Below are 14,638 nucleotides of genomic sequence, written 5' to 3' on the forward strand. Positions count from 1 at the left end.
TAAATCTGCTGGCCTGTTTTTCATTATACACATAACTTACAGGAAGAATCGCTGGATGTCATTCCATGTAACGACAATCATCAATAGCATCAGCAAAGCAAAGCCGATGAAGTGGACCATTCCTTCTTTTTGACGATCAATTGGTTTCCCTCTTAAGAATTCGACTACAAAGAATAACAGTCTTCCTCCATCCAATGCCGGTAGCGGAAGCAGGTTCATGATACCCAGGTTAATGCTGAGCAGCCCTGCCCATTTCATTAACGTGAATAAACCTTGTTTCGCTACTTCCTCAGTTGATTTATATATTCCTACAGGACCAGATAAACTGTCAATCGTAAATCCACCCGTTACGAGGTCACCAAGGATGATGAAGATTTGTTTTGTCCAAAAATACGTTTCTGTAAAACCATATTGTATAGCTTTAATCGGTGCTTTTTCAACCGGAGGGTAAACACCGATAATACCGATTTTCTTCCCTTCCCTCTCCACTTCTTGTGGAACAACCGGAACTTCTAATGTTTTCCCGTCCCTGTCAACGACGAACTCGATCTCTTGCCCAGGGTTCTTTTGAATGCTTTCCTGAACATCTCCCCAAGTAGAGACTTCCGTCCCTTCTATGGATTGAATGACATCCCCCGATTTTAAACCGGCATTTACAGCCGAACCATCTGGAGTCAACTCACCAAGTTTCGCTTCATCCACCACGACTCCTTGAAACAGGCCGATCAACACAAAAATGACAAAAGCCAAAACGAAATTCATTGCCGGTCCAGCAACAATCGTTAGAAAACGATGCCCAAGCGACTTTGAGGCAAATTGCCGGTCAAAAGGAGCAATCTGGTTCTCTACACCATTTTCAACAATCACCGCTTCTTTATGAATGGCAAACGTTTTTAGTGTATCTTCCTCGCCCTCTTCATAACCAGTAAGGATCAGTTTATGATCAAGGTCGATCACTTCAACTTCAACAATACGAATATCAGGATATTTATCTTTATTGTTCAAAATGATTTTTGTAACATTCTCTTCATTATCAAACATTAATCCCACCCGATAGCCGGGCTTCAACTCTATATTCTCTGCGTCTTCACCAGCCATACGCACGTACCCGCCAAGAGGAAGCAATCGAATGGTATAAACGGTTTCCTTCTTTTTATATGTGAATACTTTTGGTCCGAAACCTATTGCGAACTCACGGCATAAAATTCCTGCTCGCTTTGCAAACACTAAGTGCCCAAGCTCATGGAAAAATACTAGAGCTCCAAAAATGATGATGAACGCTATAATCGTTTCTAAAGTCTGCATGTTCCGGTCACCTATCTTTCACTAAAGATTCTATATACTGCCTTGTCATATTATCGACTTCCTGAATCGTTTCTAAATCTGGAAGGGCTATGACGGAATGCTGATTCAGTGCTTTTTCAATTAACGTTTCAATTTCAAGGAAGGTTACCTTTCCAGATAAGAATGCAGAGACTGCAGCTTCATTGGCGGCATTCAACACAGTAGTCATCGTTCCGCCCATTTTACCTGCTTTATAAGCGAATTGCAAACAAGGATATCTGGTGAAATCCATATCGCTAAAATGCAGTTTGCCTGCTTCAGCAAGGTTAAGTCGTTTGCGACCTGCTAGCGGAATACGGTCTGGATAAGTAAGTGCATATTGTATCGGCACCCGCATATCCGGTGTCCCCAGTTGTGCTATCACGCTGGAGTCATGAAACTCAACCATGGAATGGATGATGCTCTCCTTATGTAGCAATACATCAATTTTATCGTAGGGAAGATCGAATAGCCAGTGGGCCTCAATTACTTCCAATCCTTTATTCATCATTGATGCTGAATCGATCGTGATTTTAGCTCCCATTGACCAGTTCGGATGGTTCAGTGCCTCTTCCACCGTTACATCCTTCAATTCTTCCCTGGTCCGATCTCGAAAACTGCCTCCTGAAGCAGTAATGACAAGACGTTCTATATTTTTTTCCTTTTCACCTTGCAATGCCTGAAAAATAGCGGAATGCTCACTGTCAACCGGCAGCAATCTGACCCCCGCTTTTTTTGCTTCACTTATGACCAAATGACCTGCCGTCACCAAAGTCTCCTTGTTGGCGATAGCAATATCTTTTTTAGCCTTTATTGCTTGAAGTGTCGGATAAAGACCCACGCTTCCGATGACAGCATTGACCAATATCGTCGCCTGACCATAAACAGCAACAGCAGTCAATCCCTCATCTCCATACATGAACTCGATATCTTTGCGGCTGGAGAAATCACTTTTCAAAACATGATAATCTTCTTCCGTCTGGACTGAAACCAGTTTCGGTTCAAACTCTTGTATATAAGTCCTGACCAATTCTATATTCTTTCCAGCAGAAAGCGCCACGATCTTGAATTGATCTGGATGGGACCTAACTACATCCGCTGTTTGTTGACCAATCGATCCTGTCGCGCCCAAAAGGCTGATATTTTTCAAATTGTCCATCTCCTAATTCATATAACGCTTGCCTATATTTATATTATAAAACATGCAATAAATGCAAAATCGGTAAAATGAATATCACGCTATCAAGCCTGTCCAAAATTCCACCATGTCCCGGGAGCAGCTTCCCTGAATCCTTAACGCCATAATGACGTTTATACGCCGATTGGACGAGATCACCCAATTGGCCGAATACCCCAATGATTAATGAAATCAATAAAAATTGTAATAAGGTGTAGTCAAGGTTGGAGAAGGCGTAAAATAGAACACCCACTACCATAGCGGAAAATAACCCGCCGATAAATCCTTCCACCGTCTTGTTTGGACTTATTTCTGGCCATAGCTTTCTTTTACCAAGTGATTTACCAATGAAGTAGGCTCCGGAATCGGTTGCCCAGATCGTAAATAGGGTAAGCAGGATATAGATCAGCCCCAACCCCAAAGAGTCACGTGTTTCAAATAGGTAGTAGAAACCTATCCCCAAGTATAGGATTGAAATCACTAGAAAGCCTGCGTCATCAAAAGTAAAACGGTTTTTTGAAACGACTGTATAAAGTAACAGCAGCAAAACCCCGATTAAGAAGATTTGAACTTTATCGTAATTTATTTCTGCTAAAAAAGCGGTATGCTCATTAGGCAATAAAAGCACCCATAATAATATGTGAGAAAGAATTGCTTCAAAAGATAGTACACGTAACTTTTTCATTTTCATCAGTTCATACAAACCAATTGACCCTAACAGATAAACCGTCAGTAAAAAGGGAGTGCCCCCTAAAATGACTAGTGGAATGAAGATAGCGGCAACTACGACCGCCGTAATAATTCGTTGTTTCATTATTCCATTTTCCTCGCCTTCTACATTAAACGCCACCGAATCTTCGTGAACGCTTTTGATACTCCTCAACTGCCTGCAATAAATGCTCTTCACTAAAATCCGGCCATAGCACCTCAGTAAACCACAGCTCAGTATAAGCCGCCTGCCAAAGCATGAAATTACTTAAACGGATTTCACCGCTTGTACGGATCAGTAAATCGGGATCCGACAAATGTTTGGTCATCAGGTAACTTGATAGCATTTCCTCAGTTACATTTTCCTTCATTATACCATTCTTTGCATCTTGAATGATGCTATTCACTGCAGATACAATCTCCCCACGGCTTCCATAGTTCAGGGCAAAATTCAGAATCATCCCATCATTGTCTTTCGTGTCTTCCATTGCCCGTTTAACGGCACTTTGAGTATGTGACGGAATGAGTGACAAGTCCCCAATCGTTTCAACTCTTACATTTTCGGAAATGAGCTCGGGTAAAAATGTCCCAAGAAATTCCTGGGGAAGCTTCATCAAAAAGTCGACTTCACTTTTCGGACGTTTCCAATTTTCAGTGGAAAACGCGTAGACTGTCAAAGTTTTGACCCCTAATTTATTGGCAACTTTCGTAATTCTACGAACGGTTTTCATTCCTTCATGATGACCCGCCACACGTGGCAATGCACGTTTTTTGGCCCAACGGCCGTTCCCATCCATAATGATGGCGATATGCTGAGGAACATCAAACTGTTTAATATGCTGAATCCTATTTGTTACATCGGAAGAAGCATCTTTTTTAACGAAACGCTTCCAAAGTGAATACATATGTTAGTCCCCCATCAGGTTGTACTTATCTCTCTACAAAGGCAAAGTTTTCGTGCACTATGTATATCAAGCTTTCTGCCGCTTAAAAAGAATCTATATTATAATATCAAAAAAAAACTGGTTCTCATATTATTATTATGAAAATTATTTCTTCATTAGAAGCTAGAAAGGGAGAAATCATTACTTCTTTTTTTCTAAAACCGGTTTTGATTACCTTGAAAAATGCAAAAAAAGGACCACCTCCAACGTTTGCATGCTACATACTAACTCAAGGAGTAATCATTATCGGAGAAACCTTATTATAACAGTTTTCTCCTTTAAGCACACCTATATGTTAGAACCAAGACATGACCCAGTATGGATTCGGCCCTCTTTATTTAATCAATTCTTCAGTGGAAATTATACTTCCAAAATTTCTTTTTCTTTATCTTTTGTAATTTCATCGATTTTCGTGATATTGCCATCTGTCATCTTTTGGATGTCATCAGCATAGCCACGTAAATCATCTTCAGTGATTTCACCACTTTTTTCAAGCTTTTTCAAATCATCATTAGCATCGCGACGCACATTACGGACAGCTATTTTCGCTTCTTCCGCTTCTTTTTTCACAACTTTCACAAGCTCTTTTCTGCGCTCTTCAGTTAACGCCGGGATGGCTATCCTGATGACCGATCCATCATTAGAAGGATTTAAGCCTAAGTCTGATTTCAAAATTGCCTTTTCGATTTCACCCAATACCGTTTTATCATATGGTTGAATGACTAATAGTCTAGCTTCCGGGACAGAAATACCAGCCACCTGATTAACCGGTGTCGGCGAACCATAATAATCAATCGAGATTCTATCAAGCAATGAGGCATTTGCCCTTCCGGCACGGATGCTTGCTAATTCACGTGTGTACGCTCCAATGGCTTTTTCCATCTTCGTTTTCGCATTCGAAATAACTTGTTTCGGCATCTTTTATTTCCCCCTTACAATAGTTCCAAGCGTTTCGCCTAAAACGGCCCGTTTAATATTACCTTTTTCCATGATCGAGAAGACGATCAATGGAATATCATTGTCCATGCATAGTGAGGACGCAGTTGAATCCATTACTTCTAACCCTTCTTTAATCACATCAAGATAGGAAAGTTTATCATACTTCACTGCATTTTTGTCCTTAACTGGATCTGCATTGTATACGCCATCCACATTATTCTTTGCCATCAAGATGACATCAGCTTCAATTTCAGCAGCACGCAAGGCCGCAGTGGTATCCGTTGAGAAGTATGGATTACCTGTACCAGCTGCAAAAATCACCACTCTCTTTTTCTCTAGATGCCTGATTGCACGGCGTCTAATGTATGGCTCTGCGACTTGTCTCATCTCAATGGAAGTTTGCACGCGCGTTTCAATTCCAAGCTGATCAAGGCTGTCTTGTAATGCCAATGAGTTCATGACTGTCGCCAGCATACCCATATAATCGGCATTAGCACGATCCATACCCATTTCACTGCCTATTTTCCCGCGCCAAATGTTTCCGCCGCCGACAACAACAGCCACTTCCACATCAAGCTCAGCCACTTCCTTGACTTGTTCAGCAATCGATTTAATTACTGCAGGGTTAATTCCAAATCCTTCTTCACCGGCTAATGCTTCGCCACTTAGTTTTAGAACCACACGTTTATATTTAGCGTTACTCATGAGAACCTCCAAAATATGTAATCTTTTCATTCGTTCATCATGCTTTCTTGCAATACTACCAAAAATTCATGACATTTCAAAAAATAGGGAACACCAGAGTGTTCCCTATTATTATCGGACAATTAGTCTTTTTTAACTTGGTTCATTACTTCTTCAGCAAAGTTTTCTTGACGTTTTTCAAGACCTTCCCCTACTTCATAACGAACGAATGATTGGATTTTTCCGCCTTTTGATTCAACGAATTGTCCCACTTTTTGATCAGGGTTTTTAACGAAAGCTTGTTCGTTAACACAGATTTCTTCGTAGAATTTATTGATACGTCCTTCAACCATTTTCGCAACGATTTTTTCAGGTTTGCCTTCATTAAGCGCTTGTTGCGTAAGAACTTCGCGTTCGCGTTCTAATTCGCTAGCATCCACTTGGTCGCGAGAGATATATTTAGGGTTAATTGCAGCGATATGCATTGAAACGCTTTTAGCTGCCTCTTCGTCAGTTGTACCTTCAAGAACTGATAGTACGCTGATGCGTCCACCCATGTGAAGGTATGCACCAAATGCGTCGTTATCTGTTTTAGAAACGACTTGGAAACGGCGAAGAGTTAATTTTTCCCCGATTTTAGCAACAGCAGCATTGATATGATCTGCAACTTTTGCTCCATTTTCCATTGTTTGCTCAAGAGCTGCTTCAACGCTTTCAGGTTTGTTAGCAAGAAGGAATGTAGCCAATTCTTTAACAAGAGTTTGGAAGCCTTCATTTTTAGCAACGAAATCAGTTTCTGAGTTCACTTCAAGAATAACCGCTTGGTTTCCTTCCACAACGATTGAAGTTAAACCTTCAGCTGCAATACGGTCGCCTTTATTAGCAGCTTTTGCAATTCCTTTTTCACGTAGGAAATCGATTGCCTTTTCCATATCGCCTTCTGTTTGTACAAGTGCCTTTTTACAGTCCATCATACCGGCACCAGTTTTTTCACGCAATTCTTTAACTAATTGTGCAGTGATTGCCATAATATATATCCTCCTCAAATTAAATGCAGTTTATTCAATCTTTACCCATTATTGCCAAAAAATACTTATTAACATCAAAGAAAATAAGCCTTGACAATATTTCTGAAAAAACATTCACTTTTTCAGTCAATTATGACGGAACTAAACTAGCTGATGATTTCCCATCCCTTAAAAATCGCCCATACCTTTTAAAAAAGACATTCCGTACAGTGATTTTATGTATGCTTATTTAGTGCAAAAAAAAGGGATAAAAGGCATTATCCTCTTATCACCTTTTTTTCTTACAATAAGCAACCTTTTTTACTTATTAAGCAGTAGTTGTTTCAGTTGCTGTTTCTTCGCCTTGTTTAGCTTCTAAGATAGCATCTGCCATTTTACCTGTTAATAATTTAACAGCACGGATTGCATCGTCATTCGCAGGAATAACTACATCGATTTCATCCGGATCACAGTTTGTATCAACGATACCAACAAGTGGAATGTGTAATTTGTGTGCTTCCGCAACAGCAATACGCTCTTTGCGAGGGTCGATAACGAAGATCGCATCTGGAAGAGTCTTCATATCTTTAATACCGCCTAAGAATTTCTCTAAGCGATCCCATTCTTTTTTAAGTTGGATAACTTCTTTTTTAGGAAGGACTTCGAAAGTTCCGTTTTCTTCCATTTTTTCGATATCTTTAAGACGAGTGATACGTTTTTGGATTGTTTCAAAGTTTGTTAAAGTTCCACCTAACCAACGTTGGTTTACATAGTACATACCAGAACGGATAGCTTCTTCTTTAACAGATTCTTGAGCTTGTTTTTTAGTTCCGACGAAAAGAACAGTACCACCGTTAGCAGCTAGTTCTTTCACGAAGTTATAAGCTTCTTCAACCTTTTTAACTGTTTTTTGAAGGTCGATGATGTAGATGCCGTTACGCTCAGTGAAGATATATTTCTTCATTTTCGGGTTCCAGCGACGTGTTTGGTGTCCGAAATGCACACCAGCTTCAAGCAATTGTTTCATAGAAATGACTGACATTTTAGTTCCTCCTAAATGGTTTTGTTTTTCCTCCGCACCGATCATTTTCATACAGAAACTGTCGTAACAGCACCATCTGCAAGAATCACGGGGCGTGTGTATTAACACCATTTCATAATATATCATAATGGCTCTGTACAATCAAGAGATAACTTTATCTATTCATGCGAAACTTTAGTAATAGCTCTATCTCCGTTTGACCGCGACCTAACTTTTTAGCGATTTCCTCTACTGAGTTCCCTTGATCCGCTAACATATCCACTTTTTCATTTAATGACCGTTCATTTAACGAAGCCTGCAGCATGTCCGGAAATTCCATGCCAGCCTGCTTCCCCTCGTTTTGAGGGGAAGTGGCAGCCGATGAAAGCTCCAATTTGTCCTCGACTTTTACGGGTAAAGCATTGGCCTCATTTTCTTCAGGCATTATTTTATAGGCTTTAATCGCCTGCATTTTAGCGGCGGCACGGCTTCCCTCTTTATACTCTAGCAGCATGTTTTGTTCTTGTTTTTCTTCTTTATCTTCCTTTGTTTCTTTGATTGAACCATGTTCTTGTCCTTTTTGTCCATGCTCGGGATTCATTGCCACCGAATTGGTGAATGCCTTTACCAATGTCTCGTTGTCCTCTTTCATCTCCATTAAATAACCAGACAAAAGTTGTTCCATTTCCCCAATGATGGCTTTTTGGTCTTTTTCCAACCTACTTAAACGATTTTGACGAAGATATAAAACGATGATGGCAAAAATGGTGAATATGTTTAATACAAACAACAGAAATATAAAAAATACTGACATGTTGCCTCCTAACTAACCGGAATAGCCAATCCTGTTACCTTAATACGGATTGGGATCTTTTTTCACTGTTGTTTTTTTCTTGAATACTATCTCTATGCTTTTCTTGCCAAAATATAGTTCGAACATTCTGTGATTTCGAGACATTTATTGATGCGGATACCCGTACGAATTCTTTCAAGTTGACAAATAGGGGCTTTCTTCGTTCAATTGGGATCTTTATGCTTCCAAGACTTCATAACCTTCTTCAATCAAAATATCATGATTAAATCTTTTGATCTTGCATCGTGTTTCTTAATTTAAATATCGTTTTCGAGTGAATTTGGGATATCCGGGACGTAGATAGGCTCATCACTTGTCCGATTTCGGTTAATGTTAGTTCTTCTTTATAAAAAAGCTGTAAAACCAACTGTTCTTTTTCATTAAGGGTTTCTATGACTTTGGCTAATTCCACATACTGTTCTTCCCTTAACACATGTTCCTCAGGTAAATCCGCCTTTTCATCTTTAATATGAAAATTCGCGCTTTCTTTATCGTCCTCTTGGGGATTTTCGTCCATTGATAGTACGTTGGCAAAGAAATTCTCATTTAATGCAGCATATACTTCATCTTCCGGGATATTCAATTCAGCGGCAATCTCATTTGGCGAAAGGTTCCTCAAGTATTGCTGCTCCAGCTTTTCTATTGCAGATTCAATTTTCTTTGCTTTATCTCTAGCACTCCGTGGAAGCCAATCCTCTTTTCTTAATCCATCTAAAATAGCACCACGAATTCTAAATGAAGCATACGTGTCAAACTTCAGGTCACGCTTTGTATCAAAACGTTCCAGGGCATCGAATAACCCCATCATCCCTAAACTCCTTATATCATCCCGGCTCACATTTTTAGGAAGACTTACTGAAATACGTTGAACATGATACGATACGAGAGGTATGTATTTCTTTACCAAAATGTCCCCGGCTAGCGGGTCTCTGCAATTCACCCAATTTTTCCAACATAACTGCTCATTTTCGATGGTCAGATGAGACATTGGACACCCTCCTAACATTGTTATGATTTGTACCAAAACGGCCCCTAAAGCCATAGATGCAATAATAATTCGGTTGCAAGTGTACCTGTCATCTTTTTGGCTTTTCAAAAGCCAATTCCGGTCCTATATGTTTTTAGTCCCTTTTGTAACGGTCCGTATATTCAGCAAACAATCATTTAAATTGAATTCAATCGTTCTTCCGCTATTCCCGCCAACATCTTCGGCAACGACTCTAATCCGCAAGTCGGATAACTCTTTACGGACAGCATCCACATTCCGGGGGCCTATTCTCATTAAATCCCCTTCGGAAGCAAATTGAAACATTTGTGCGCCGCCAGCCAGCTTCGCTTTTAGAAATGGCATTCTTGCGCCTTCTTTTACTAAGATCTGCACTAATTCCTTTATTGCCGTATCTGCAAATTTGGCAACGTTGATCTGTCCCGATTTAGCGAGTGAAGAGTCAGGCAGCATGATATGGGCCAAACCTGCAATTTCTTTTTTTTCATCATAAATCACAACACCAACACACGACCCCAACCCGGAAGTACGAATCGTATAGGGAGGTTTTATGATATTCATATCCGCTATTCCTACTTTAACAACCTGGACCTTTAACAATTCAGTCATTAGGTGACACTCCTAAAGCGGAAAAAATGATATCAAAAAATTCGGGATCAGGTAATAGAAAGAAATGTCCATTAATGGAGTCAGCAAAAAGCTGGTCTTTTTCAAGTACAGTATCAATGACGATGGCTGTGTCACTTACTTGAGATAATTCCAATAATCCATAACTGATCGTTGCCCCTACCATATCGATGCTCAAGGATGGAACGGATGGATAGATATTCAATCGGGTGAAATCAGAGAGGGAAGAGAGATAGGATCCCGATAAAATATTCCCAAATTCCTGAAGGCAAGAAAGTGCCCATTCAGTATAGGGTGCTGAATCTATCAAAAAGGTCTCATCACCAGTCATCTTACGAATCAAGTATTCAGCTACAGGTAGCGAAAGGATAAAAAACATACTCCCTGAAGCATCACCTTCCATTCTAAGGAAAACGCTGGCAACGACGTGCTCGGCCCCGCCAGCCATTTCCATCATTTCATCAAAGGAAACGATTCGGACATTAGGAACATTCATATCGATTTTCCTATTAAGGATGGCAGAAAGGGCAGTTGCAGCGTTACCCGCACCTATATTACCGATTTCCTTCAAAATATCGAGTTGAAAAGGGTTGATTTTCTCAATGAAAGACATATGATTATCCTTCTCTTAACATATTTTCAGTCATTTCTAGACTTATGGCCTTCTCCAAATTAATCAGGACGAACAGTCGCTTTTCAATTTTAGCCACTCCGCTAATGTATTCTGAAGCCAAATGTCCCACAACTTCAGGCTGAGGTTCGATACTCTCCACTGGAATATCCAAAACATCATTGGCAGAGTCCACTATTAACCCAACTTCCATATCATCCAGAATGACGATGATAATCCTTGTTGATTCATCGTAATCCACCTCTTCGAAACCAAAACGAACCCGTAAATCAATAATCGGAGTGATTACCCCCCTTAAATTTATGACTCCCTTAACAAATTTCACAGCCTTTGGAACTCTGGTAATATGCAGAAGCTTTTCGATACCATTTACCTTATCCACTGGAATTGCATATTCTTTATCCTTAATTTGAAATACGATTACTTTCATATCCTCCGACATCTATTCCCCTCCTTTAAAAAAACACATGATGATTGTGAAGTCTTGATGAAACCTGAATCGACACGGTCGAACCAACGTCCCATTACCCTGCCCCATTTATCTATCATTCAAGAATCAATGTGTTGCAATCTATGATTAAAGCAACTTGACCATCACCAAGTATCGTTGCCCCCGATATTGCAAATGCACTAGTTAAATAATTACCTAGTGATTTCAGAACGATTTCCAGCTGCCCGATAAATGAATCAACGACTAATCCTGCTAATTTGTCACCTTTTCTTACAATGACCACAGAGAGGGACTCTTCTTCTTCCTGACTGATAGGCACTTCAAATATATCTTTCAAGAACAGAAGCGGTAGAACCTTCCCCCTGAAGTCAATAACTTGTTGATTATGGGCATTCATGATATCTGCTTTTTTTATGATTGCTGTTTCTATAATGGAAGAAAGCGGTATGGCATATTTTTCGTTTTGGATTGCAACCAGCATGACAGAAATAATGGACAATGTAAGCGGAAGCTGAATAAGGAAGATGGAACCTTCATTCTCTTTGGAATCGATCGTGACAGATCCACCGAGGGACTCAATGGTATTTTTAACCACATCCAGCCCCACACCGCGTCCCGATACATCTGAAATGGTTTCCGCTGTTGAGAAACCAGAAGCGAATATCAATTCATAGATTTGCTTATCTGTTAGGGTGGCGGCAGTTTCCTTAGTTAATATCCCATTGGATAGCGCCTTGTTCAAGACTCGATCTTTATTGATGCCTGTGCCGTCATCCTCGATTTCAATGAAAACATGATTACCGCTGTGATATGCTTTTAACAGGATTTTACCTTCTTCATTCTTTCCTTTCTCCAAACGTTCTTCAGGTGTTTCAATTCCATGATCCATGGCGTTTCTTATTAAATGGACGAGAGGATCACCGATTTCATCAATGACTGTACGATCAAGTTCCGTTTCGGCACCGTTGATTTCCAAATTGACTTTCTTGTTTAAATCCCTTGCCAATTGACGAACCATTTTTGGAAAACGATTGAATACAGTTTCCACAGGCACCATCCGCATATTCAATACAATTGTTTGTAAATCACTTGTTATACGGGACATTCTTTCTACTGTTTCATGCAATTCTTGATTATCCAAATCACTGGAAATTTGGTCAAGTCTGCCTCTATCGATTACTAGTTCCTCGAATAAGTTCATTAATATATCAAGCCGCTCAATGTTCACCCGAATGGTCTTGCTTGATGCCGGCTTAACGGGTGCCTGTTTTTTCTTATCACCATTATCGGTTGGAAGCACGGCATTATTTGTCTCTTGTTTTGGAATTTCCATGACTTTAGCCTCTTTAGACTTGGCTGCATGCCGCATGCCTTCAAGATCAAGTGCATTTACTACAACTTGATCCACTTCGGAAACCTTCATGATTTTTTTCTTTATCTCATCACTCGATTCTGTTGTTACCATCGTGATTGTAAATCGCTGATCGAATTGCTCTTCTTCCAAAAGTTCGACGGGTGGGTGTGACTTAATTACTTCACCTGAATTTTCAAGCACCTCGAAAACCATAAACACCCGGGCAGCTTTTAAAAGACAGTCCTCACGCAAACCTATCGAAATTTCGAAGCTGTTGAAGCCTTGATCTTTGGACTGCTGAAGTACTGTCCATTCAAATTCATCGTATTCTCCAACAGTCATTTCCTCCTTTACAAGGACGGCAGAAGCTGCTGAAATCTCTGCAATGGTGGAAGAAACGGGAGACTCCCCTTTTTCAATCATTTCCAGCAGATCGACAACCCCCTTCACATTTCTTCTTCCATCTCCACCTTCAGCAATGGACGTGACCATCGCTTCTAAATCATCAACCGCTAAAAATATCACGTCAAACAATTCAGGCGAAAGAACGATTTGACTGTTTCGGATCGCATCCAACACATTCTCCATTTTATGAGTTAAATTGGCTAGATCCTCATAGCCCATAGTTGCCGACATCCCTTTTAAGGTATGGGCGGAACGAAAGATTTCGTTTACGATCGAGAGGTCTTCCGGGTTCTTTTCGAGTACCAGCAACTGTTCGCTGCACGTTTGAAGATGTTCTTTACTTTCTTCTATAAATATCTCTAAATATTGATTCATATCCATACAATCTCACACCTCCACGTGTTAACAATAGCCTATTATCGCTTTAGCTATTTTTTCAACATCCTCTATGCTATCTATTGACTTGGTATTGATTGCCGCCTTAGGCATACCAAAAACGATGGATGTCTCCTGTGATTCGGCTATCGCTTTTAAAGGCCCCTTTTTTTTAAGCTTGGTAAGCCCCATCGACCCGTCCATCCCCATCCCAGTCATGATAACGGCTATTTTCGCAAAATCATTCATTTCACTTACCGATTCAAATAGCACATCAACCGACGGGCGATGTCCATTACGAACTTCGGATTGATCCAAAAGGATTGCCCAGCTCATTCCGACTTTCCTTACTTTCAAGTGAAAACCTCCAGGTGCGATGTAGGCGACACCTTTTTGAATCAGTTCTCCCTCTTCAGCTTCCTTCACTTTAATCTTGCATAATGAATTCAGGCGTATTGCCAAGGATTTTGTGAAACCGGGGGGCATATGCTGGACAATGAGTATGGGAGCATCAATTTCTTTAGGTAGTCCTGTCAAGACGGTCTGCAAAGCTCTCGGGCCCCCTGTTGATGTACCGATGACTATTATCTTTTTGTACCCAAAGGACCATTTTTTTTGATTTTTTTCCGTTTCTGACGATTCCTTTGAATCTATTTTACTATATTTTCCCCAAACGGATGGGCTTCTTTCAATATATTTCGCATTTTTTTCTAGTTTGTGAACATTTGTCTTGCTGGCAGCCATAACTTTTTCATGGAGTTCTTTCTTGATTTTATGTAAATCCAATGAAATGGCACCCGAAGGTTTAGCCACAAAGTCAAAGGCTCCACTGTTCATGGCGGCAAATGTATTTTCCGTTCCTTTTTTCGTTGTGCTTGATAACATGACTACAGCAGTTGGACATTCATTTATGATCCATTTTAATGCTTCCAATCCGTCCATAATCGGCATTTCCACATCCAAAGTCACGACATCGGGTTTTAAAGCCTTTATTTTGTATATGGCATCCCTTCCATTCCTGGCAGTCCCGATGACTTCCACCCTGCTATCTTCTGCTAAAAACTCTGAAATTAACTTTCTCATAAACGCAGAATCGTCCACTATCAGCACTTTTACTTTACCCATATAAGGAG

Annotated in this window: 15 protein-coding genes; all 15 read right to left on the minus strand. The window is 40.2% G+C overall.

Annotation, left to right across the window (positions count from 1 at the left end; all coding sequences use genetic code 11):
- Positions 1–36 precede the first annotated feature (36 nt).
- Complete coding sequence (rseP, locus tag Q8G36_RS05610; protein WP_305159428.1) at positions 37–1,305, minus strand: RIP metalloprotease RseP; 1,269 nt, start codon at positions 1,303–1,305, stop codon at positions 37–39.
- 7 nt (positions 1,306–1,312) lie between these two features.
- Positions 1,313–2,473, minus strand: coding sequence for a 1-deoxy-D-xylulose-5-phosphate reductoisomerase (gene dxr / locus Q8G36_RS05615; protein WP_305159427.1), 1,161 nt, complete (start codon positions 2,471–2,473; stop codon positions 1,313–1,315).
- Positions 2,474–2,516: 43 nt separating this feature from the next.
- Complete coding sequence (locus tag Q8G36_RS05620) at positions 2,517–3,314, minus strand: phosphatidate cytidylyltransferase (RefSeq protein WP_305159426.1); 798 nt, start codon at positions 3,312–3,314, stop codon at positions 2,517–2,519.
- A 25-nt stretch (positions 3,315–3,339) separates the two neighbouring features.
- A complete protein-coding gene (locus Q8G36_RS05625; RefSeq protein WP_305159425.1) occupies positions 3,340–4,113 on the minus strand; it encodes an isoprenyl transferase in 774 nt (257 codons plus the stop codon).
- A 399-nt stretch (positions 4,114–4,512) separates the two neighbouring features.
- Positions 4,513–5,070 carry a ribosome recycling factor gene (frr, locus tag Q8G36_RS05630; protein WP_053534379.1) on the minus strand — a complete coding sequence of 186 codons (558 nt, stop codon included), beginning with the start codon at positions 5,068–5,070 and terminating at the stop codon, positions 4,513–4,515.
- Between the two features lie 3 nt (positions 5,071–5,073).
- On the minus strand, positions 5,074–5,796 hold the full coding sequence (pyrH, locus tag Q8G36_RS05635) for a UMP kinase (RefSeq protein ID WP_034313639.1): 723 nt from the start codon (positions 5,794–5,796) through the stop codon (positions 5,074–5,076).
- A 122-nt stretch (positions 5,797–5,918) separates the two neighbouring features.
- Entirely contained in the window at positions 5,919–6,803 is an 885-nt protein-coding gene (gene tsf, locus Q8G36_RS05640; RefSeq protein WP_305159424.1) for a translation elongation factor Ts, read from the minus strand.
- Between the two features lie 307 nt (positions 6,804–7,110).
- Entirely contained in the window at positions 7,111–7,824 is a 714-nt protein-coding gene (rpsB, locus tag Q8G36_RS05645; RefSeq protein ID WP_053345349.1) for a 30S ribosomal protein S2, read from the minus strand.
- A gap of 154 nt (positions 7,825–7,978) precedes the next feature.
- Positions 7,979–8,617 (minus strand): DUF6115 domain-containing protein, encoded by a 639-nt coding sequence (locus tag Q8G36_RS05650; protein ID WP_305159423.1) that lies wholly within the window; start codon positions 8,615–8,617, stop codon positions 7,979–7,981.
- Positions 8,618–8,879: 262 nt separating this feature from the next.
- Positions 8,880–9,644, minus strand: coding sequence for a FliA/WhiG family RNA polymerase sigma factor (locus tag Q8G36_RS05655; protein ID WP_305159422.1), 765 nt, complete (start codon positions 9,642–9,644; stop codon positions 8,880–8,882).
- 123 nt (positions 9,645–9,767) lie between these two features.
- Positions 9,768–10,271, minus strand: a complete 504-nt coding sequence (locus Q8G36_RS05660) for a chemotaxis protein CheD (protein ID WP_305159421.1) — start codon at positions 10,269–10,271, stop codon at positions 9,768–9,770.
- Entirely contained in the window at positions 10,264–10,902 is a 639-nt protein-coding gene (locus Q8G36_RS05665) for a chemotaxis protein CheC (protein WP_305159420.1), read from the minus strand. The genes Q8G36_RS05660 and Q8G36_RS05665 overlap by 8 nt, the downstream gene beginning before the upstream one ends.
- A gap of 4 nt (positions 10,903–10,906) precedes the next feature.
- Positions 10,907–11,362: a chemotaxis protein CheW gene (locus tag Q8G36_RS05670; RefSeq protein ID WP_305159419.1), complete on the minus strand. Its 456-nt coding sequence runs from the start codon at positions 11,360–11,362 to the stop codon at positions 10,907–10,909.
- Between the two features lie 103 nt (positions 11,363–11,465).
- Entirely contained in the window at positions 11,466–13,511 is a 2,046-nt protein-coding gene (locus Q8G36_RS05675) for a chemotaxis protein CheA (protein WP_305159418.1), read from the minus strand.
- Positions 13,512–13,532: 21 nt separating this feature from the next.
- Complete coding sequence (locus Q8G36_RS05680) at positions 13,533–14,630, minus strand: protein-glutamate methylesterase/protein-glutamine glutaminase (RefSeq protein WP_305159417.1); 1,098 nt, start codon at positions 14,628–14,630, stop codon at positions 13,533–13,535.
- Positions 14,631–14,638 lie beyond the last annotated feature (8 nt).

Source organism: Peribacillus frigoritolerans, assembly GCF_030676415.1.
Lineage (GTDB): Bacteria > Bacillota > Bacilli > Bacillales > DSM-1321 > Peribacillus > Peribacillus frigoritolerans_A.